At 42.1% G+C, this 21968-nt stretch carries 23 protein-coding genes and 1 pseudogene; 19 read left to right on the top strand and 5 right to left on the bottom strand.

All coding sequences use genetic code 11. The annotated features are described in order from the left end of the window. Positions 1 to 6: 6 nt before the first annotated feature. The 3 genes from ispG to P3L57_RS12555 form a co-directional block, all read right to left on the bottom strand. A complete protein-coding gene (gene ispG, locus P3L57_RS12565) occupies positions 7 to 1125 on the bottom strand; it encodes a flavodoxin-dependent (E)-4-hydroxy-3-methylbut-2-enyl-diphosphate synthase (protein WP_174754447.1) in 1119 nt (372 codons plus the stop codon). A gap of 137 nt (positions 1126 to 1262) precedes the next feature. Beyond that, complete coding sequence (locus P3L57_RS12560; RefSeq protein ID WP_044154536.1) at positions 1263 to 1562, bottom strand: LysM peptidoglycan-binding domain-containing protein; 300 nt, start codon at positions 1560 to 1562, stop codon at positions 1263 to 1265. Positions 1563 to 1658: 96 nt separating this feature from the next. Next, positions 1659 to 2420 carry a DUF1189 domain-containing protein gene (locus tag P3L57_RS12555; protein WP_059293587.1) on the bottom strand — a complete coding sequence of 254 codons (762 nt, stop codon included), beginning with the start codon at positions 2418 to 2420 and terminating at the stop codon, positions 1659 to 1661. A gap of 129 nt (positions 2421 to 2549) precedes the next feature. Here P3L57_RS12555 and P3L57_RS12550 point away from each other — a divergent pair, with 129 nt between their 5' ends. The 9 genes from P3L57_RS12550 (at position 2550) to pstB (P3L57_RS12510) (ending at position 12047) form a co-directional block, all read left to right on the top strand. Then, complete coding sequence (locus P3L57_RS12550; RefSeq protein ID WP_010334953.1) at positions 2550 to 3032, top strand: DUF456 domain-containing protein; 483 nt, start codon at positions 2550 to 2552, stop codon at positions 3030 to 3032. Between the two features lie 177 nt (positions 3033 to 3209). Then, a complete protein-coding gene (sodA, locus tag P3L57_RS12545; protein ID WP_044154540.1) occupies positions 3210 to 3818 on the top strand; it encodes a superoxide dismutase SodA in 609 nt (202 codons plus the stop codon). Positions 3819 to 3924: 106 nt separating this feature from the next. Next, positions 3925 to 5217 carry an MFS transporter gene (locus P3L57_RS12540; protein ID WP_044154541.1) on the top strand — a complete coding sequence of 431 codons (1293 nt, stop codon included), beginning with the start codon at positions 3925 to 3927 and terminating at the stop codon, positions 5215 to 5217. Positions 5218 to 5330: 113 nt separating this feature from the next. Next, entirely contained in the window at positions 5331 to 7484 is a 2154-nt protein-coding gene (gene pbpA / locus P3L57_RS12535) for a penicillin-binding protein 2A (RefSeq protein WP_069487180.1), read from the top strand. Positions 7485 to 7639: 155 nt separating this feature from the next. Further along, positions 7640 to 8542, top strand: coding sequence for a phosphate ABC transporter substrate-binding protein (locus P3L57_RS12530; RefSeq protein WP_044154545.1), 903 nt, complete (start codon positions 7640 to 7642; stop codon positions 8540 to 8542). A 68-nt stretch (positions 8543 to 8610) separates the two neighbouring features. Next, positions 8611 to 9540, top strand: a complete 930-nt coding sequence (pstC, locus tag P3L57_RS12525) for a phosphate ABC transporter permease subunit PstC (RefSeq protein WP_024122067.1) — start codon at positions 8611 to 8613, stop codon at positions 9538 to 9540. Beyond that, complete coding sequence (pstA, locus tag P3L57_RS12520; protein ID WP_069487181.1) at positions 9540 to 10424, top strand: phosphate ABC transporter permease PstA; 885 nt, start codon at positions 9540 to 9542, stop codon at positions 10422 to 10424. The genes pstC and pstA overlap by 1 nt, the downstream gene beginning before the upstream one ends. 20 nt (positions 10425 to 10444) lie before the next feature. Next, entirely contained in the window at positions 10445 to 11254 is an 810-nt protein-coding gene (gene pstB / locus P3L57_RS12515; protein WP_044154549.1) for a phosphate ABC transporter ATP-binding protein PstB, read from the top strand. 10 nt (positions 11255 to 11264) lie between these two features. Further along, complete coding sequence (gene pstB / locus P3L57_RS12510) at positions 11265 to 12047, top strand: phosphate ABC transporter ATP-binding protein PstB (RefSeq protein WP_069487182.1); 783 nt, start codon at positions 11265 to 11267, stop codon at positions 12045 to 12047. Between the two features lie 30 nt (positions 12048 to 12077). Here pstB (P3L57_RS12510) and P3L57_RS12505 read toward each other — a convergent pair whose 3' ends face one another. Together P3L57_RS12505 and P3L57_RS12500 are read right to left on the bottom strand one after the other, a co-directional pair. Further along, a complete protein-coding gene (locus P3L57_RS12505) occupies positions 12078 to 12539 on the bottom strand; it encodes an endolytic transglycosylase MltG (protein WP_024122063.1) in 462 nt (153 codons plus the stop codon). Then, on the bottom strand, positions 12536 to 12889 hold the full coding sequence (locus P3L57_RS12500) for a hypothetical protein (RefSeq protein WP_010334943.1): 354 nt from the start codon (positions 12887 to 12889) through the stop codon (positions 12536 to 12538). Before P3L57_RS12500 ends, P3L57_RS12505 begins: the two co-directional genes overlap by 4 nt. Positions 12890 to 13068: 179 nt before the next feature. Here P3L57_RS12500 and P3L57_RS12495 point away from each other — a divergent pair, with 179 nt between their 5' ends. The 10 genes and pseudogenes from P3L57_RS12495 (at position 13069) to P3L57_RS12450 (ending at position 21918) form a co-directional block, all read left to right on the top strand. Beyond that, complete coding sequence (locus P3L57_RS12495; protein ID WP_069487183.1) at positions 13069 to 13539, top strand: hypothetical protein; 471 nt, start codon at positions 13069 to 13071, stop codon at positions 13537 to 13539. Next, complete coding sequence (locus tag P3L57_RS12490) at positions 13536 to 14621, top strand: glycosyltransferase family 4 protein (protein WP_069487184.1); 1086 nt, start codon at positions 13536 to 13538, stop codon at positions 14619 to 14621. The genes P3L57_RS12495 and P3L57_RS12490 overlap by 4 nt, the downstream gene beginning before the upstream one ends. Before the next feature lie 84 nt (positions 14622 to 14705). After that, positions 14706 to 14855, top strand: coding sequence for a 50S ribosomal protein L33 (rpmG, locus tag P3L57_RS12485; protein WP_003153056.1), 150 nt, complete (start codon positions 14706 to 14708; stop codon positions 14853 to 14855). Between the two features lie 82 nt (positions 14856 to 14937). After that, positions 14938 to 15501 carry a 5-formyltetrahydrofolate cyclo-ligase gene (locus P3L57_RS12480; RefSeq protein ID WP_059293594.1) on the top strand — a complete coding sequence of 188 codons (564 nt, stop codon included), beginning with the start codon at positions 14938 to 14940 and terminating at the stop codon, positions 15499 to 15501. Between the two features lie 66 nt (positions 15502 to 15567). Continuing rightward, complete coding sequence (locus P3L57_RS12475) at positions 15568 to 15741, top strand: hypothetical protein (RefSeq protein ID WP_024122059.1); 174 nt, start codon at positions 15568 to 15570, stop codon at positions 15739 to 15741. An 88-nt stretch (positions 15742 to 15829) separates the two neighbouring features. Further along, a complete protein-coding gene (yqgP, locus tag P3L57_RS12470) occupies positions 15830 to 17350 on the top strand; it encodes a rhomboid protease YqgP (RefSeq protein WP_059293595.1) in 1521 nt (506 codons plus the stop codon). Positions 17351 to 17480: 130 nt separating this feature from the next. Continuing rightward, positions 17481 to 17697: pseudogene (locus tag P3L57_RS12465) on the top strand (YqgQ family protein). Between the two features lie 10 nt (positions 17698 to 17707). Continuing rightward, entirely contained in the window at positions 17708 to 18673 is a 966-nt protein-coding gene (gene glcK / locus P3L57_RS12460; protein ID WP_059293596.1) for a glucose kinase GlcK, read from the top strand. Between the two features lie 116 nt (positions 18674 to 18789). Continuing rightward, complete coding sequence (locus P3L57_RS12455; RefSeq protein ID WP_059293597.1) at positions 18790 to 20706, top strand: LTA synthase family protein; 1917 nt, start codon at positions 18790 to 18792, stop codon at positions 20704 to 20706. Positions 20707 to 20787: 81 nt separating this feature from the next. After that, positions 20788 to 21918: a M14 family metallopeptidase gene (locus P3L57_RS12450; RefSeq protein ID WP_277617523.1), complete on the top strand. Its 1131-nt coding sequence runs from the start codon at positions 20788 to 20790 to the stop codon at positions 21916 to 21918. Positions 21919 to 21968: the final 50 nt, after the last annotated feature.

The following is a 21968-nucleotide window of genomic DNA, read 5'->3' as shown; positions in this document are numbered from 1 at the left end:
TTCCCGTCAAGCTTTTTGTGTTTCTTCAGCTAATTTCGCTTTTTCAGCCTCAAGCTTTGCGTAGTGCTCTTCAGCAAGTATGTCGATTTCTTTTTTCAGTTCTTCAACCATTGTTTCTTCTGGAACCTTACGGACAATTTTACCTTTTCGGAACAGAAGACCTTCGCCGCGTGCTCCAGCGATGCCGATATCAGCTTCTCTCGCTTCACCCGGGCCGTTTACCGCACATCCGAGAACGGCGACTTTAATCGGCGCTTTCACTTTAGAGATGTATTCTTCCACTTCGTTGGCGATACTGATCAAATCAATCTCGATACGGCCGCAAGTCGGGCATGAGATGAGGGTTGCAGCGTTAGAGGCCAAACCAAAGGATTTCAACAGCTCTCTCGCTACTTTAACCTCTTCAACCGGGTCTGCGCTTAATGAGATACGCAGGGTGTTACCGATGCCCTTGCTTAAAATCGCGCCAAGTCCTGCTGCGCTTTTTACTGTACCGGCAAACAGCGTTCCTGACTCGGTGATTCCGAGGTGAAGCGGGTAATCAAATGCCTTTGACGCTTTTTCGTAAGCCTCGATGGCAAGGTTTACGTCAGAAGCCTTCATGCTGACGATAATATCGTGAAAATCTAGATCCTCAAGAATCTTAATGTGATGAAGAGCACTTTCTACCATGCCGTCTGCTGTCGGATATCCGTATTTTTCTAAAATCCGTTTTTCCAATGAACCTGCATTTACACCAATTCGGATTGGAATCCCTTTTTCTTTCGCCGCTTTAACGACCGCTTCGACTTTTTCACGGCGGCCGATGTTGCCTGGGTTGATTCGTATTTTATCTGCGCCGCCTTCAATGGCTTTTAACGCAAGCTTATAATCAAAATGAATGTCAACAACGAGCGGAATGGAGATGCGTTTTTTAATATCCGCAATGGCGTTTGCCGCCCGTTCATCCGGACAAGCCACCCGCACGATTTGGCATCCGGCTTCAGCCAGCCGGTTAATTTCCGCAACCGTTGCTTCTACATCATGTGTTTTGGTTGTTGTCATGCTTTGGATAACGACTTCATTGTTACCGCCTATTGTTAAAGGTCCCACTTTAACGGGACGCGTTTTTGTACGATGGGTGATTTCACTCACTTGTCAATCGCTCCTTCATTGTAGTTGCCGCTTCTAGATAGAATAAACCTAGTATGGTGTATGTCAATGTATTTTACAAATTATATTGTAACAGTGTATTCGCCGAACTGACAAGAAATTAACGTTAATTATGGGTAGACCGGGAATTTGTATGCTGTTCCTGCTTGAATTGTATTGGCTTTTACATTTGGATTAAGCGTTTCAAAATCCTTTACAATATCGTCAGGGGAACTTGCAGACCCGACAATTGACATGACCGTGTCACCCGGTTTTACCGTCACCGTTTTATACGCTGTTTCCTGTACAGCTGTTTTTGCCGATGCTTTATAGACAGGGAGGTTCTGAATGGGGATCGTTCCAATTTTAAGATCATAAAAAATAATAAAAAGGATAAAGAGAATGCTGAATACAAAAGTGAGACGTTTCATTGATTTTGCCTCCCGCATACAAAATTTTATAACATTGTATGCTTGTCCGTGTTGATTCATGACAAAAGAAAAGAGACTGCGAAGGCAGTCTCAGAATTAAGCAACAGCTTTTTTGGACGGGAGCTCTTTTAATACGAGAAACAGGATGACAAAGTTAACAAACCAGTTGACTAAAAATTCACTTGGCACCGTTGTTTCTAACGCACGCATAATCGTAAAAAATATTGTTGAAAGGGTAATGGAGTAAGCAGAAAGCTTCCATAGCTGCTGGTAGGACAGCTGCTTTTGCTGACCGTTCTTTATGATTAGCCCGATAAGCGCCAAGAATGATACCTCAATAAATTTTCCCGCCGCTGTCACGAGAAATATGAGTACTGAGAGAACAGTCACGATCATTGTTTTATTTTGGTTTAACCCTGCAGTGACATCTTTTTTTGTTAAATCTGACGGCATCATTGAGTAAGCCATCTCTTGGGCCTGTCCGTCAATGGCCAAAACAAACTTATCCTGTAGTATACCTATTGCGTTTTGCTTTGCTTCGATTTGTTCCGTGCCATATGCATCCGTCGGATCAAACACGATGACAAAGCCGTTTGCCTTTGATTCTGTGGCTTTTTTTTCATCCGTCTGAAGTTTGCCGTTTGAAATTGTGAAATCAGGGAAATCTTTGTTTAAAACGGATTTAAAGCCGTTCATAGATTGGACGGTCCCTGAGCTTACATAATAAGCAGTGGGAATCGCAAAAAGGACAGAAAGCAAAAATACATAAAGAATCGCTTTTCCGATTCCTTGAAATCTTGTTTTTGCAATATCCCGTGGAGAGTATGTACTTTTGATGAAAAGCTGAAATACATTCACTGTCTTCACTTCCTAGCTATACAATATATGTTGCTTATTGTATCGTTGCCTGCGTATGAATACAAGGAAGACCTGCATTGGCAGAAGTGTAAGATCAGAGATGTAAGCATAATGAGGAGGATGGATTCTATGGATATTTTGTATTGGCTGTTGATCGCGGCACTATTTATCATCGCTTTTATCGGGCTTGTGTATCCTGTTATTCCAAGTGTTGTATTTATCGTTGCCGGTTTTGTATTATACGGATTTTTGTTTTCTTTCAGTCCGTATTCCTATATGTTCTGGCTGGTTGAAGCTGTATTCGCCGCAGTATTATTCGCCGCAGATTATGTTTCCAATCTGCTTGGTGTAAAGAGGTTCGGCGGAAGCAAAGCTGCTATTTGGGGGAGTACGATCGGTTTGTTGATCGGTCCCTTTGTGATTCCGGTTGCGGGGATTATTTTAGGGCCGTTTATCGGAGCTGTTTGCGCAGAGCTTATCGTACATCAAAAAGATGTAAAATCAGCGTTTAAAATTGGGCTAGGCTCGTTGATCGGCTTTTTAACGGGGGTCATTGCAAAGGGAATTATTCAGCTTTTAATGATCGGATATTTTTTATGGACTGTCCTGTAAGAATTGCTCTCAGGAGGTTTAAGGGGGCGAAGTAACGGTTAAAGTGAAATATGTCTGCTGAAATAGCCAAATTGTGAGCTTTTTCATTGATTACACGGCGTTCTTTTGTTACATTGAATGAAGAAAGGCTCGCTGTGAAGCGGCATTTCAGTACATATATATTAAGGAGGAATTATCATGGCTTACGAACTTCCAGAATTACCTTATGCGTACGATGCTTTAGAACCGCATATCGACAAGGAAACTATGAATATTCACCATACGAAGCACCATAACACATACGTTACAAATTTAAACAAAGCGGTTGAAGGAAACACTGCTCTTGCAAACAAATCAGTTGAAGAGCTTGTTGCAGATCTAGATTCTGTTCCTGAAAACATCCGCACAGCAGTCCGCAACAATGGCGGCGGACACGCGAACCACAAATTATTCTGGACACTTTTATCTCCAAACGGCGGTGGCGAGCCAACTGGCGAGCTTGCTGAAGAGATCAACAGTGTATTTGGAAGCTTTGACAAATTCAAAGAACAATTCGCTGCAGCAGCAGCTGGACGTTTCGGTTCAGGCTGGGCATGGCTTGTTGTAAACAACGGCAAACTTGAAATCACAAGCACGCCAAACCAAGATTCTCCGCTTTCTGAAGGCAAAACGCCTATCCTAGGTCTTGATGTTTGGGAGCATGCTTACTACCTTAACTATCAAAACCGCCGTCCTGATTACATTTCAGCTTTCTGGAATGTGGTAAACTGGGACGAAGTTGCTCGTCTTTACAGCGCAGCAAAATAATAACGCAAACAAGGCCCTCATAAAAGGGCCTTGTTTTTTTATGTCTTCTCTTTACATATCTCGGTTTCAGTGAGACAGACTAAGGGGTAGTAAAGGGGAGTCAGTAATGAGCAAACTAAAAAAGGTAATTGGAGATGTAGATGTAAATAAAGGATTACTTCTTCTGCTGACCGTTGGCGGTCTTTACTCGTTAGGAATTGCGCTTTCCAATACATTTGTGAATGTGTATCTCTGGAAGCAGTCAGGGAAATTTATTGATTTGGCGATATACAACTTATCAATTGTGACGATGCAGCCGATAACATTTTATTTAGCTGGCCGATTAGCCAAAAAAATAGACCGGGTTTTCATTCTTAGATTTGGAGTGATTTTTTTAGCGGCATTTTATTTAAGTGTGCTGCTGGCTGGAGAAACTGCTGCATCACGTCTTGTTCTCATCGGAGCGGTGCTCGGAGTAGGCTATGGATTTTACTGGCTCGCGTTTAATGTGCTCACCTTTGAAATAACAGAGCCTGATACGCGGGATTTTTTCAACGGCTTTATGGGCATCCTGTCCTCATCCGCAGGAATGATTGGTCCGATTGTTGCAGGATTTGTCATCTCAAGGCTTGAAAATAATACGGGTTACACTGTCATTTTCAGTCTCTCCCTCAGTTTATTTGCACTGGCTGTCGTGATGAGCTTCTTCCTAAAACGGAGAGAATCAAAGGGCCATTTTATGCTGAGTAAGGTATTTGGAGAACGCCACACTAATATGAACTGGCGGCGAATTACAAATGCGCATTTTTTTCAGGGCTTGAGAGAAGGGATTTTCGTCTTTTTAATCAGTGTTTTTGTGTTTATTGAGACAAACAGCGAACTGGCCCTCGGAACCTTTGGCCTCGTCAACTCTGCTGTTTCCTTTTTTGCCTATTATTTTGCATCAAGGCTGATTAAGAAAAAGGCCCGTAAAAAATCAATTTTGCTGGGCGGCCTTATTCTCTATGGTGCGCTGTTTTTGATACTCTTTCATATGAGCTTTACGACATTATTGACGTACGGCGTGTTTATTGCGATCGGCTATCCTCTTTTGCTCGTGCCTTATGTATCGCTTACATATGATGTCATAGGACGGGCCAGACATGCCAGAAAAGCGAGAATTGAATATATCGTGCTGAGAGAAATGTTTTTAAACGCCGGCAGAATTGTTTCGATTTTATGCTTTCTCCTTATCGTGGCCCTTTTTAAAGAAGATATGGGTATACCGTTGTCGCTTGCCATCTTGGGCATCGGACATCCGCTCATTTATTACTTTGTCAAGGATATTCGTTTTAAAGAGAAAGAAGAGGAAAATGAAACTATGGAAGAAGACGGCCACAAACGGGTGACTGAACCGAACCTTTTAAAAGGAGAAAGATAATTTTTTGGCAATAAGGGGTTATCTGTAGAAAAAAGTCGAAAAAACCTTTAAAATGAAAAATGGCACTCTTACTTGAGTGTCTTTTCTTTCTGTAAATAGAAAAAGGTGATGTTATGAGGAGAAATAAACAAAAAAAGCAAAATCATAAAGAGAAAAAGAAGTCGCTTCCGATCCGGCTGAATATTTTATTTTTGGCCGCTTTTGTTATATTCACCTGGATTATTGTGGAGCTTGGCATTAAGCAGATCGTTCAAGGCGATGATTACAAAAATCAAGCCAATCAGCAGGAACAAAGTGAAGTCAGCTCGGCGGTGCCGCGCGGGAAAATTTATGATCGGAATTTTAATGCCATTGTAACAAATAAGGCTTTAAATGCGATTACATACACCAGATCTAAATCTACAACGCAAGAACAGCGTTTGAAAATCGCAAAAAAGCTGGCAGATATGATTAAAGTCGACACAAAAAAAGTAACAGAACGGGATAAAAAAGATTATTGGATTTTGACTAGACCAAAAGAAGCGAAAAAGCTGATTACTTCTAAGGAAAGACAGCAGGTAGAAAATAAAAAATTATCAGATGATGATTTATATCAGCTCCAGCTAAAACGGATTACCGATAAGCAGCTGAATGAATTGACTGATAAAGACATGCAGATTCTCGCCATTAAAAGACAGATGGACTCCGGATATGCGTTAACACCGCAATACATCAAAAATGAAGATGTATCAGCGAAAGAAATGGCAGTTGTAAGTGAACATTTAGATGAACTGCCGGGTGTTGATGTCACGTCAGACTGGGAACGTGAATATCCATATAAAAATCTTCTCCGCTCAGTGCTCGGAAGTGTTTCCAGCTCTGATGAAGGATTACCGTCAAATCTGCTCGACCATTATTTATCGCTCGGCTACAGCAGAAACGACAGGGTTGGTAAAAGTTATCTGGAATATCAATACGAAAGCCTTTTGCAGGGACAAAAAGCTAAGGTGGAAAATATCACAGATTCAAACGGCAATGTAACAGGAACAAAGACCGTTTCTGAAGGGAAAGCCGGTAAAGATCTCGTGCTTACAATTGACATTGACTTGCAAAAATCAGTTGAAAAAATCATTGAGAAAAACCTCAAGTCTGCTAAAGCAAGACCAAGTACTGAATTGTTAGACCGGGCATTTGTCGTCATGATGGATCCGAGAAACGGTGAAGTGCTGACGATGGCGGGTAAGCAAATTAAAACAGAAAACGGGAAATATAAAATTGATGATTACGCACTAGGAAATATGACATCATCTTACGCCATGGGTTCGGCTGTCAAAGGTGCAACCGTACTGACAGGCTTGCAAACTGGTGCCATTAACCTAAATACAGTGTTTCAGGATGAACCATTGTATATTGGTAGTCAGGATAAAAATGGTAAAAAATCATGGACGAACTTAGGTCCGGTTAATATTCAAAGAGCCTTAGAGCAGTCTTCAAACGTATTCATGTTTAAAACTGCAATCGCACTTGGAAAAGGTGAATATAAACCGCATCAAGCTTTACCGATTGATACTACGGCATTTGATACGTTCCGGAATTATTTCAGTCAATTTGGACTTGGTGTAAAAACAGGGATTGACCTTCCAAATGAAATGACAGGCTATAAAGGTACAAGCAGATTGACGGGATTCTTGCTTGATTATGCGATCGGCCAATATGATACGTATACACCGCTGGAACTAGCACAATATGTATCAACAATCGCAAATGGTGGCTACCGCTTGAAACCTCAGCTTGTAAAAGAAGTCAGACAGTCAGATGCGAAAAAAGGAATCGGGGCTGTCGTTGAATCTGTTCAGCCTGAAGTATTGAATAAAGTGGATATGAAGAGTAGCTATATTGAAGAGGTCCAAGCCGGGTTTAGACGAGTCGCGACTAAAGGAACTGCGGCAAGTCAATTTGCTTCCGCATCTTATAAACCTGCTGCTAAAACAGGAACAGCACAATCGTTCTATGACGGACCAAATAAATCAAAAACAGGTGAAAGTACTTATAATACAACACTCGTTGCTTATGCGCCTGCTGATAACCCTGAGGTTGCCATCTCTGTTGTAGTTCCTTGGGCTTATGTAGATTACAGCGCTAAATATACCATTACGAACGAAATCGGCAGAGAAGTATTGGATAAATATTTTGAGCTGAAATCGAAGCAGGACAAAGAAGATACTCAGCAAAAAAATAAAGACAAAATTGAAGAAAAAGCAGAAAACACAACGTCTTCTGATAACTAAACAGAAACGCCCACATCATGTGGGCGTTTTTTTTTATACAAAAAAATGCACGGATTTACAAAACCTTAACATTCGATTTAAACCTATTTTACATAGAACCTTTACTCTATACGTGTAGGACAAATTACACATTATACGCAGGGGGAATTCAGGAAATGAAAAAAAACAAATTGGTGCTTATGCTTCTGATGGCTGCTTTTATGATAATTGCAGCTGCATGCGGAAACGCAGGAGAAAGTGAAAAAACAAATAGCGGCTCTGCAAAAGGAGAAGAAAAGGCATCAGGTTCTTTAACCATTTCTGGTTCATCGGCCATGCAGCCATTAGTACTTGCAGCTGCAGAAAAATTTATGGAAGAAAACCCTGATGCTGATATACAGGTACAAGCAGGGGGGTCTGGAACAGGGCTTTCTCAAGTCTCTGAAGGAGCTGTTCAAATCGGAAATTCAGATGTTTTCGCTGAAGAAAAAGAAGGTATCGACGCAAAAGCGCTTGTAGACCATCAAGTTGCAGTAGTCGGTATGGCAGCGGCTGTAAACCCTGACACAGGTGTAAAAGATATCTCAAAAGATGAATTGAAAAAAATCTTCACTGGCAAAATCAAAAACTGGAAAGAGCTTGGCGGAAAGGATCAAAAAATTACGCTTGTAAACCGTCCTGATTCTTCAGGTACACGTGCTACATTTGTAAAATACGCGCTTGACGGAGAAGAACCGGCAGAAGGCATTACTGAGGATTCTTCCAACACTGTGAAAAAAATCATTGCTGATACTCCGGGAGCGATTGGATATCTTGCATTCTCATATTTAACAGATGACAAAGTAACAGCTTTATCTATTGACGGTGTGAAGCCGGAAGCGAAAAACGTTACAACTGGAGAATATCCAATCTGGGCTTATCAGCATTCTTATACAAAAGGCGAAGCGAAAGATCTAGCGAAAGAATTTCTTGATTATCTAAAGAGTGAAGACATTCAAAAAAGCATTGTAACTGACCAAGGGTACATTCCGGTGACTGATATGAAAGTGACTCGCGATGCCAAAGGGAAGCAAAGCTGATCTAAATAAAAAGAGGAGTGCGGAGACTTCCGTTTCTCCTCTTAACACATTCATAGGAGTGTAAAACAATGATAAACAATAGAGAAAATATGTCTGTGAGCGAACGTTTAATCAGCTCAAGGCAAAATAGGCAATTGGATGAAGTTCGGGGAAGAATGATCGTGACAGCCTGCGCGCTTATAATGATAGCGGCATCTGTGGCGATCACCATTTTCCTCGGCATTAAGGGGCTGCAATCTTTTCTTGTAAATGGTGTAAGCCCAATTGAATTCTTAACGAGTCTGAATTGGAACCCTACAGATTCTGATCCGAAATACGGAGTGCTGCCTTTTATCTTTGGCTCATTTGCAGTAACGATTCTCTCCGCTCTCATTGCTGCGCCGCTCGGCATAGCAGGTGCGATCTTTATGACAGAAATTGCGCCGAATTGGGGGAAGAAAGTGCTGCAGCCGGTGATCGAATTATTGGTCGGCATCCCATCTGTTGTTTATGGATTCATAGGTCTTACAGTATTGGTGCCTTTTATTGCTCAGTTCAAAACGAGCGGAACAGGACACAGTTTATTGGCGGGAACGATTGTGCTTTCTATTATGATTCTGCCGACGATTACATCTATCTCAGCCGATGCGATGGCATCACTTCCGAAAAGCTTAAGAGAAGGTTCTTACGCTCTCGGTGCGACAAGATGGCAGACCATTAGAAAAGTGCTCATTCCTGCAGCTTTTCCGACATTAATGACTGCCGTTGTCCTAGGTATGGCGCGTGCGTTTGGTGAGGCTCTGGCTGTCCAAATGGTCATTGGAAATACAAGAGTATTGCCTGAAAGTCTGTTTGACACCGCAGGAACATTGACAACCATTATTACGCTGAATATGGGCCATACCACATACGGAAGCGTTGAAAATAATACGCTGTGGTCAATGGGGCTTGTGTTGCTGGTGATGTCGTTCTTGTTCATCCTGCTTATTCGCTACTTGTCATCTAGGAGGAAAGTGTAATGAACCGCAAATTAACAGATAAACTGGCGACTGGAATGTTCGGTTTATGCGCAGCCATTATCGCCGCGATTCTAGTCGGTCTGTTTTCCTATATTATTATTAACGGTGTTTCTCAGCTCAGCTTTGATTTTATTACGACAAAATCAAGCGCCATTGCCGCAGGAGGCGGGATACGAGACCAGCTGTTTAACTCCTTTTATATTCTGTTTATCACGATGCTGATTACCATCCCGCTCGGAGTGGGCGGCGGAGTGTTCATGGCGGAATACGCGCCTAACAACAAAGTGACAGATTTTATCAGAACGTGTATTGAGGTCCTTTCATCTCTTCCATCTATTGTCATTGGAATGTTCGGCTTACTGATGTTTGTTAACCTGACAGGCTGGGGATATACGATCATAGGTGGGGCGCTGGCATTAACGGTCTTTAATCTTCCTGTTATGGTGCGTGTGACAGAAGACGCGGTCCGTTCAGTCCCTAAAGATTTGAAGGAAGCATCGCTCGCTTTAGGTGTTTCTCGCTGGCATACCGTAAAAACCGTTTTAATACCAAGTGCGATCCCTTCCATCATCACAGGTGCCATTTTAGCGTCAGGAAGGGTGTTCGGGGAAGCGGCGGCTTTATTATTTACAGCAGGGCTTACAACGCCGCGTCTCAATTTTGCAGAGTGGAATCCGTTTTCTGAAACATCGCCGCTTAATATTTTCAGACCCGCTGAAACACTTGCGGTCCACATTTGGAACGTAAATACGCAAGGGATGATACCGGATGCTGAAGCGATTGCCAACGGAGGTTCTGCAGTGCTGGTGATTTCAGTCCTAATTTTCAATCTCGCGGCGAGATGGCTTGGAACAATCATCTATAAAAAGCTTACGGCAAATTAGACCGGAAAGAGGCGAAAACAATGTCTGAACAAATGGTAAAAGAAAAGCCTGAGAGAGCGGTTATGATTCCTCAGCAGCAAAATGTGCTCGAGGTGAAGGATCTGTCTATTTTCTACGGAAACAAACAGGCTGTTCGTCACGTGAATATGGAGATTGAAAAAAATGCGGTGACCGCTTTGATCGGGCCGTCAGGATGCGGCAAATCTACTTTTCTTAGAAATATTAACCGCATGAATGACTTAATTCCTTCTGCAAGAAGCGAAGGTGAAATTTTGTATGAAGGATTAAATATACTGGGAAGCAATATTAACGTTGTCAGCTTAAGAAGAGAAATCGGCATGGTCTTCCAAAAGCCGAATCCATTTCCAAAATCGATCTACCATAATATCACGCATGCATTAAAATATGCCGGAGAGCGGAACAAATCAGTGCTCGACGACATCGTGGAAGAAAGCTTAACAAAAGCGGCGCTCTGGGATGAAGTAAAGGACCGTTTGCATTCATCCGCACTTTCGTTATCAGGCGGTCAGCAGCAGCGTTTATGTATTGCCAGAACGCTCGCGATGAAGCCGGCCGTTCTTCTTCTTGATGAACCTGCTTCAGCGCTAGATCCGATTTCAAATGCGAAAATAGAAGAATTGATTACGGAATTGAAAAGCGAATACTCAATTATTATTGTTACTCACAATATGCAGCAGGCTCTGCGGGTGTCTGACCGGACGGCTTTCTTTTTAAACGGCGAGATCGTTGAATACGGACAGACCGAACAAATTTTCACAAGTCCGAAGCAGCAAAAAACAGAGGATTACATTAACGGGAAATTCGGATAGGAGGCTGGCAATGAGTATTGCTACCGAAGCTGTAAAGAAACAGGAAGTATATCAAATCAACGGAATGAATTTATGGTATGGGGAAAACCATGCCTTGAAAAATATCAATTTGAGCATTAATCAAAACGAAGTCACGGCGATTATCGGGCCGTCTGGATGCGGCAAATCAACATTTATTAAAACATTGAATTTAATGATTCAGATGACGCCGAATGTAAAGCTTGCGGGTGAGCTGAACTATAATGGCAGCAATATTTTAAAGGATAAAGTCGATATCGTAGATTTGAGAAAAAATATCGGCATGGTATTTCAGAAAGGAAACCCGTTTCCGCAATCAATTTTTGATAATGTCGCTTACGGACCGAGAGTTCACGGCATCAAAAATAAAAAGAAGCTGCAAGACATTGCAGAAAAGTCATTAAAAGACGTGGCGCTGTGGGATGAGGTGAAGGATCGTTTGCATTCATCTGCACTCTCATTATCAGGCGGCCAGCAGCAGCGGCTCTGTATCGCCAGAGCTCTTGCGACAAATCCTGATATTTTGCTGATGGATGAGCCAACATCTGCGCTAGATCCAATTTCGACGAGAAAAATTGAAGAGCTCATTCTGCAGCTGAAAAATAAATACACCATCGTTATCGTGACGCACAACATGCAGCAGGCAGCGAGGGTTTCTGATCAAACTGCATTTTTCTACATGGGTGAGCTTGTTGAATGCGACAATACAAATAAAATGTTCTCTCAGCCGAGAGATCAAAGAACACTCGATTATATTACAGGGAAATTCGGATAAAAAAAACAGGCTGTTACATAGCCTGTTTTTTTATCGTGTTAATGTTTTAACGATCTTTTTGAAGCTCATATCTGATTTTACTTTAAATTCTCCGGCACGGATCTCTTTGTGGTACCCAGCGTCTATCACGTAGTCATTAAAGTCCTTAGCTGAAGAAATAATGCCTTCTTTTTCAAGAATAGCTGATACATCTGCGGTGCTCATGCCGTCTTTAATGATGAGCTTGTACGTTTTTACTTTGTTTTTCGAGTCTGAGCTACTGTCATCGCTCAGAGATTTCTCTTTTGAGTCGAGAAGCTTTTGATATTCATCACGGTTAACAGAAACCATTTTTTTAGAATCGAGATAATTGTTCACGTCCTGCTCGGTTACTGTTTTTTGTTCTTTTACAGCAGCGGCTTGATCTTCATCTGTCAGATAAAAAACACTTGCGAGAACGGCTGTCGCTAATATGATACCGCCGGCAAATGCCTGAATGCCTCGTTTTGTCATACGAGCACCTTCTCATTATCTTTTATAATCGTATTCACGTCTTCTACTGATACATGCTCAGCTTTAGCGATTGCTTCAGCTGACATACCGTTATTATATTTAGAAAGTATTTGTTTGGCGATCTTTTGATTGATACCGCTGTTCTTTGCTTTGCGGATCACAAGGTTTGTTTCAAGTAATTCTTCCTCAAGCACTGTCATTTTCTTTTTGAGCTTATAAATTTCCTGCATAGCAGAAAGCTGCAATGTTTCAAGCTCCTGCTCGACATCTTTCATCGGATCTCGTTGAGAATATGAGAATGCAATTAGCGCTATACTGACGATAAACAACGCAATAATAGCAATTTCCACGTTTCATCACCTTCTATTCTTTTTTTATCCTTCTTTTTTATACCATAAAACAAGTGGATTCTAAAGGAATTCGCGAAAAAAACGAGTTTTTGTCGAGAAATCTTTCTTTTCTTCCTTTATGGGTAATGGTTTAATAGGATCACCGAGCCAATGGAAGGAAAGGAGAATGTGAGAAGTCTATGGACAAACACTCATTTCCTCATAACATTCGAAGCGGGATTCCTTTTTTTAGGGACATATTCGACATGAACATCCAAAACTCTCACACATTGACAGTCCGATGGAATCTTTCAGTTGAGACGATGAAACTGGCGGAAACCGTGCTTTTCGAAAAAGCGCCGGACATGATAAAAGAAATCCATATTTTCGTGAAAAGAAACGGTATAGAAGCTGTCAGGACGAAACGCATAAAACGGGACAAAGGGAAATGGATCATTGTTCAGGTGCCTGGTCATGCTTTATATCGCGCTGAATGCAGAATACTGAATTCAATGAATGTTTCTCTCAAACTAGCTGAAACAGAGGACATCTTTCTTACAGAAAACGGTGTCAGCGACATAAACAGTTTCCGCAATGCAGAAATACATACCAGGTGGGAGGAGCAATTTTCTGCTTATACCTGCTATCGCAGTGAGGGAAGAGGGAAATGAACATCCTTATGCTTTCATTCGAGCATCCTAATAAACCGAAAAGCGGGCTTGGTGTTCATTTGAGCCGTCTAATTTCCTATTTAAGCCCGCATATCAAAATAACGGTCTTCGTTCCAAGCGGTAAGCTATCTTCCTATGCGAATGTTGAAGACTTTATAGCTGATGTCAATGTTAGAATGGTTCAACAAGTGTTGTCATGCAATGAACGGTTTGATCTGATTCATGCCCATGATGACATGACGGCCCCTGCCGCTCATTATTTGAAAAAGCAGCTTGGCATTCCGCTTGCTGCAACGATCCACGGGCTTGAAAGCAGAAGGAAGCGTGCATGCAAAGAAACGCCTCATCCGTACAGGCTGCTGACGGAGAGGCTCCTCCTCGACATTTCCGACGAACTGATTGTGTTAAGCACTTTTATGAAGAGATCGATGAATAAGGCGTATCCGTATCGTGAAAAAATAACCGTCATCCCAAGCCCTCTGTCTCTGCAGGCAAAAAGCGGCCTAGCTGAAAGGGTCATTCATAAAAGATACTTGTTTTCGTTTGGAAGGTTTGTTCCGGAAAAAGGGTTTTCACAGCTGTTGAAGGTATTTTCTATACTGAACAAATGCCGGCCTGACCTTCAGTTGGTGCTAGCTGGACAAGGGCCGTTTCTGGCTGCCTATAAGAAACTGGCTGAGCAATTGAGCATAAAGGAAAGTGTAATGTTTTATCCTTTTTTAAATAGAAGAGAGATCGTGACGTTACTGTCTCAATGTGAAATGGCTGTTTTCCCAAGCTTTTATGAACCCTTTGGGCTCGCTGCACAAGAAAGCATGGAACAAGGCGTGCTGACAGCTGTTTCACAGTCGGGCGGTTTTTGTGACTTTGCCGTTCATGACAAAACTGCAATTGCTGCTGATTTTTCGCAAGAACGGGAGGCAGCCGATAGGCTTCACAACATATTAATAGATGAAGAAAAGGCCCGCCGGATAAAAGAAGCGGGCAGAGAACAGGTGATGAAACTGCATCATCCACGGATCATCACAGCATCATATTTGCAGCTTTATCAGCGTCTATTCAATAATTCATCATTTCATTGAAAAACATCCTAGCATTCCGTGCATTATAGTGGTATTATATATAAGTCTGAATAAGTAAATGATATTTAGTTTGGAGGGAAAACAATGCGCGTTAATATTACTTTGGCTTGCACAGAATGTGGTGAGCGTAACTATATTTCTAAAAAGAACAAACGCAACAATCCAGACCGCGTTGAATTTAAAAAATATTGCCCACGTGATAAAAAATCTACGTTACACCGTGAAACAAAATAACAGCATAGCTGTTTGAGGTGTAAGAAAAAAGCCAGAGCTTTGAAAAAGGTTCTGGCTTTTTTCTATTCCGAGGGGGATGGAAATGAAATCACAATTAAGAAAAAAAACAATAGAAACGTTATCAGCGATATCGAATGAAGAACTGTCTAAGAAAACGGCGCGTATCAACGAGCATTTATTTTCTCTCCAAGAGTGGCAAAATGCCAGCATCATAGCCGTCACCATTTCAAGGGGGCTGGAGGTACCGACACGGCCGATCATCGAAAAAGCCTGGGGCGAAGGGAAAGAAGTTTGTATTCCAAAGTGTGATCCCGACACGAAAAGAATGCAGTTCCGCACATTCCAAGGGGATGATCAGCTTGAAACGGTTTACGCCGGACTTCAGGAGCCGATGATTGAGAAAACGAATGAAGTGATCCAATCACAGATTGATTTGATGATCGTGCCTGGCGTATGTTTCGATGCTGACGGCTATAGGATTGGCTTTGGCGGCGGTTATTATGATCGGTATTTAAGTGATTATAAAGGGAACACGGTTTCTTTGCTTTTAGAATGCCAGCTGTATGATCATGTGCCGCATCTGTCACATGATATCCCGGTTCAAATGCTGGTTACTGAGGATCGAATTATTTCTTGCTTTTCATAGCTTTCTCGTCCCTCCGTCAAGAATAAATAAGAAAGAATAACAAACCCTAATGGCAGGAGGGATATAATGAAAAAATTTATGATCTATGCCATTTGTGCTGTTTCTGCCGTGATGTTTTATCAAAACCGTTACCGTCTCATGAATACCGTGCTCAGCCAGCCGGGAATCAGACGGTCCTTTATTCATCTTTTTTTAAGAATTCCGTTTATCCGCAATAAGTTTATACAGCAAGCTTTTTAAAAATCCCGTTTTCACGGGATTTTTTGCTTTTAGTAGGCGTCAAGAGCACCAGCTGTTATAATGAAAAAAAACCATTGGAGCGGTAAACATGTATTTGTTGGAGTATACATATTGGAAGGTCGCGGCGCATTTAGTAAGAAGAGGGTATGGCGTCATACAATCCGGTGAATCTGATGAAATATGGCTGGAAGCACCGGACAAATCCTCTCATGATCTGATTCGCCTCTTTAAACAGAATATTGATTTTCGCCAAGAAATTGCAAGGGACATAGAAGTGCAGGCGGAGCGAGTAGAGCATGTCAGGAAGTCTATCGGCAAGCGGCATTTGAAGCTGCTGAATGTGCTGATTTCAGCGGAAGCCCCTGTCGATGACTGGGAGGAAATCACTGAAAAGCCTTTTGAAAAAGGACAGGTATCCGTTGAAACGGCACTTGTGACTGGCACTTCGCTTCATGAAGATCTGCAGGCAGTTTTTCCCTCACTTGATGCTGTTGAATGGACGGAAGACCGAGACTCATTGGAACATGTCCAAATGGCGAAAGAACACTTTTTTTCACTAGTGCAGAAACAAGAAGAACAGCGAAAAAAAGAAGCGGCGTTTTTCCAGAACGGAAAACCGATCTTTACATATTTGTTCATCGCGCTGCAGCTCGTGATGTTTTTTCTGCTCGAAATAAACGGAGGCAGCACCAATACGGAGACGCTTGTTGCTTTCGGTGCTAAGGAAAACGGCCTGATTGCAGCCGGAGAATGGTGGCGCCTGCTGACGCCGATTGTGCTTCACATCGGCCTTGCGCATTTAGCTTTTAACACGCTGGCTTTATGGTCGGTTGGAACCGCTGTTGAGCGCATGTATGGATCAGGCAGATTTTTGCTGATTTATTTGGCGGCGGGTATCACGGGATCGATCGCCAGCTTCGTGTTCAGTCCGTATCCTTCAGCCGGTGCTTCAGGCGCCATATTCGGATGCTTAGGCGCATTGCTTTATGTAGCTGTGTCAAACCGAAAAATGTTTCTAAAAACGATAGGCACAAATATTATTGTTATTATCCTGATAAACCTGGGTTTTGGCTTTGCGGTCTCAAATATTGATAATTCGGGACATATTGGCGGTTTGGCCGGCGGTTTTCTTGCTGCGGCAGCACTTGGTTTGCCAAAAGCAAAAGACTGGGGCAAAAAACTGGTGTCAGCGATTCTGCTGGCTGCCCTGGCCGGCGGGTTTCTCTATTACGGATTGCATTCACCGTTCCATCAGGAGACAGCGCTGATCCGGCAGGCAAATGAGCTTTACCAGGAAGGGAAATATAAAGAAGTAACCGAATTGCTGAACGGTGAAGCAGAGCAGAAAGACGCTTCAGCTGATCTTCTGAAAATCCTGGCAGTTTCTGATATTCAAATCGGCGAATATGATCAGGCGATTTCTCTTTTGGAAAGAGCAGTGCAAAAAGAGCCTAAAGACCATGCGTCCTATTACAATTTGGCATTGCTGTATGCGGAAAAAAATGAACTTGGTCAAGCTGACAAGGCAATCAGGACCGCTGCAAAGCTGAAGCCGAAGGAGGAGCGTTACATAGAACTGCAGCAGCAAATTGAAAATAATAAAGAATAAATGGCTGGATGAGAAAACGTTGAATTTGCCAAGGAATGAAACCCGGGTATTTTTGTCAGCGTTTTCTTCTTGACTGGCCGCTTCTTTATGACTACGCTATTTATAGTTAAGATCAAGAATGGTGAGGAATATGAATACATTTTATGATGTACAGCAGCTGTTAAAAACATTTGGACACATTGTTTACTTTGGTGACAGAGAGCTTGAAATTGAGTTTATGCTTGATGAATTAAAGGAACTTTATATAAATCATATGATTGAGAAGGAGCAGTGGGCTAAAGCGGCAGCTGTCCTTCATAAAGAGCTGGAACAAACAAAAAAACGAAAGAGATTTACGTAAAGGTTAAGGTGATAAAAATGGACGAGATATGGTTTGCGGGAATCGATCTTGGAGGAACGACGATAAAACTCGCATTTATTAATCAATATGGAGAGATTCAGCATAAATGGGAAGTGCCGACCGATAAGTCCGGTGACACCATTACCGTGACAATAGCAAAAGCGATTGACAGCAAGCTGGATGAGCTTCATAAACCGAAGCACATCGTCAAATATATAGGAATGGGCGCACCGGGGCCAGTAGATATGGCAACTGGGGTCGTTTATGAAACGGTAAATCTGGGCTGGAAAAACTATGCTTTAAAAAATCATCTGGAAACGGAAACAGGCATCCCTGCGGTTATAGAAAATGATGCGAATATTGCCGCGCTCGGAGAAATGTGGAAGGGTGCGGGTGATGGCGCAAAAGACGTCATTCTCGTTACGCTAGGCACAGGAGTTGGCGGCGGTATTATTGTGAATGGGGAAATTGTGCACGGGATAAATGGCGCTGGCGGAGAAATCGGCCATATTTGCAGCATCCCAGAAGGCGGGGCGCCGTGCAACTGCGGTAAAACAGGCTGTATTGAAACCATCGCGTCAGCAACTGGCATTGTTAGAATTGCAAAAGAGAAAATTGCAAAAGCTAAAAAGCCGACTCAATTAAAAGCATCTGATCATTTAACGGCACGAGATGTATTTGAAGGAGCAAATGAAAATGATGAATTAGCTCTTGAAGTTGTCGATTATGTAGCTAAGCATCTCGGTCTGGTGCTTGGCAATCTGGCCAGCTCGCTTAATCCGTCAAAAATTGTTCTCGGCGGCGGCGTTTCAAGAGCCGGAGAATTGCTGAGATCCAAAGTCGAGAAAACATTCCGTATATGTGCCTTTCCGCGCGCTGCGGAAGCGGCTGATATATCTATTGCGGCGCTTGGAAATGATGCGGGCGTTATCGGAGGGGCTTGGATTGCTAAGAATGAATGGCTGAAACACCAAAATTGTTAAATTTGTGAAAATGAAATTGATTTTTTGTTATGTTCAGGTTAAGATTTAATTTGATGTGTTAATGAGAATGTTGTGAATAGACTGATTTATTTGAGCGTGCTGCATAGGAGGTTGAAATGCGAAAAACGTTTTTTTCGATGATTTCATTTATGCTGATTGCCATGTTAATGATGTGGCTGAAAACGTATGTTGTTTACAAGACCAGTTTTCATATTAAAATTGACAATCTTACGCAGGAATTTATTCTGTTTATCAACCCATTGAGCTTTTTGCTGCTTATTTTTGGCTTCAGCCTGTTTTTAAAGGGAAGAAACAGAAATCGTTACATTATTGCCATGAGTTGTATTGTCACATTTGTTTTGCTGGCGAATATGGTTTTTTATCGTTTTTACAATGATTTCTTAACGATTCCGGTTCTTTTTCAAACAAGCAATATGGGCGATCTGGGAAGCAGCATCGGAACGCTTCTTGAGCCGACAGACCTCCTATTGGCTGTAGATATCGTGATTTTAATATGGCTTCATATGCGTCAAAAAGCCTTTCAATCAGACATCCCCTCCACGAAAAATGAACGGGCGGCATATTTTTTGTTTGTGGCTTCCGTTTATTTCTTCAACTTAGGTCTGTCTGAGGCAGAACGGCCGCAGCTATTGACACGCTCATTTGACAGAGAAATGCTCGTTAAAAATATCAGCCTGTTTAATTTTCATATTTATGACGGAGTACTTCAGTCAAAGCAATCCGCACAAAGAGCGCTGGCTGACAGCAACAGCCTGACGGAAATTGAAAACTATGTCACAGCCAATGCGAAAGATGCCAATAAGAACTTATTTGGCGCCGCAAAAGGCAGAAACGTCATACTCGTATCTCTGGAGTCGACACAAAGCTTTGTGATCAATGAAAAGGTGAACGGAAAAGAAATCACTCCGTTTTTGAATGATTTTATAAAAGAAAGCTATAACTTTAGTAATGTTTATCACCAAACCGGGCAGGGGAAAACCTCTGATTCTGAATTTATCGTTGACAATTCACTTTATCCGCTTGGACGAGGCGCTGTGTTCTTTACAAATGCGGGCAATCAATACATGGCCGCGCCAGAGATTCTCAAAAATAACGGATATTATTCAGCGGTGCTCCATGCCAATAATAAAAGCTTTTGGAATCGCGATTTAATGTACGATTCATTTGGGTATGATTCATTTTTTGATATTGAATCGTATGATGTAAATGACGATAATTCAGTCGGCTGGGGGCTGAAGGATAAAGAATTTTTTGAACAGTCTTCAGAGCTGATGAAAAACCTGCCTCAGCCGTTTTACTCCAGGCTGATCACACTCACGAACCACTTTCCGTTTGACCTTGATGAAGAGGACAAATTGATTGAGGAATATGATTCAAGCAGCCAAACGTTAAACAAGTATTTCCCAACTGTTCGCTATCAGGATGAGGCGCTGAAACGATTTATCGAAAAGCTGAAGGAAGACGGGTTATATGATAACTCCATTATTGTTTTATACGGTGACCATTACGGAATATCGGAAAACCATAATGAAGCGATGGGGCAGTTTTTAGAGAAAGAAATTACACCATTTGAAGAAGTGCAGCTCCAAAAAGTGCCGTTTGTCGTTCATATTCCTGGAATTACAGACAAGAAGCCGAAAACGATTGATAAGGTAGGCGGACAAATCGATATCCGACCGACGCTGATGAATCTGTTAGGTATTGATACAAAGAACTTCATTCAATTCGGCAACGATCTGCTTTCTGACGATAAACTGGACTTTACAGTGCTGCGGGACGGAAGCTTTATCACAGACCAGATCGTGTACACTGACGGTCTATGTTATGACAAAGCGAGCGGAAAGCCTTTGAAAGAGGCAAAACAATGTGAAACATTTGCTGATAAAGCGAAGCAGGAACTTTCACTTTCCGATGAAATCATTTACGGAGATTTGTTACGATTTTATGATCAGGAAAGACTGGACAATTCGTCAAAAAGAAAAGAAAAACAAATTCTTGATCAGGCCTCATGATCACAAAGTCTCCCGTATCAAAAAATGCGGGAGGCTTTCTTTTTTAAAAAACGCCGTCATATAGTAACAAAAAGGGGGATGATGATGGCGTTTATTACGATAAAACCTGAGATCAAATACAATTTGGCTTTATTGGCAAGAGAACTGAAGGTAGATGAGACATTGCTTAGAAGTGCCAATCAAACAGCACAGAAACATCAATTGCACTGTCCGGGTTATAAGATTGAAGAAAGCACTGATAAGGAGCTTCAATCCATTCAGGAAGTAAAGCGCTTTTTACACCCGCTGCAGCTTCAGCCTGCTGATGACTGGCTGGAGCAAGAAAAAATCTATGACTTTCTAGCTGTCGAAGAGGAAATTAAAAAAATAATCAATGTGTTTCCGTTTGTTTCATGCCGGGAAATCGGACGTTCCGTTTTGGGCAGGCCGATCTGGGAGCTGGCAGTTGGGGGAGAGCATACCTCCAAAAAAGTTCACATGAATGCATCGTTTCATGCAAATGAGTGGATTACCACGTCTGTATTACTGAAGTGGCTGAAGGAATATTGCCTTTCTTTATGTCATAATACGAATTTCTTTGGTTTTACTCCTTTGGAGCTGTTCAGCCGAACCTCTCTGTCTCTTGTTCCTCTTGTGAATCCGGATGGCGTTGATCTTGTCTTACACGGATCAGCGGGCATGGGAGACAGGAGAGAGGAACTTGAAAGACTAAACTGCCATCGGCCGAATTTTAATGAATGGAAAGCAAATATTAACGGAGTTGATTTAAATAAACAATTCCCGTCTTTATGGGAAATTGAAAAATACCGCAAACCAAAAACGCCCAGCTACCGAGACTTTCCCGGAACTTCTCCGCTCACGGAGCCGGAATCCATTGCGATGCAGCAGCTGATAACAGCGGATCCGCCTGACAGGCTGGTGGCCCTTCACACTCAAGGAGAAGAAATCTATTGGGGATATAAAGGCCTTGAGCCCGAAGAATCGGCTGCGGTAATAAAGGATTTTGAGACGATAAGCGGAAACATTTATAAAGGAGTCAAGGATATTGACAGCTATGCGGGATTCCGCGACTGGTTTATTCATCACTATTTTAAGGAAGGTTATACAGTGGAACTTGGAAAAGGCCAAAATCCCTTGCCGTTTGAGCAGTTTTCACATATTTACAAGGCGACAAGCGGGATCTTATGGAGGTCGTTATTTTTTCCTGAATAACTGAAACTTTTTCTTTTTCGTGCCGTATCAAATATGGGACAATAATTATG

It is taken from the genome of Bacillus sp. B28 (assembly GCF_029536185.1).
GTDB lineage: Bacteria > Bacillota > Bacilli > Bacillales > Bacillaceae > Bacillus > Bacillus halotolerans.
The sequence above is the reverse complement of the archived record's forward strand: the minus strand, read 5'-3'. Positions and strand labels throughout refer to the sequence as shown.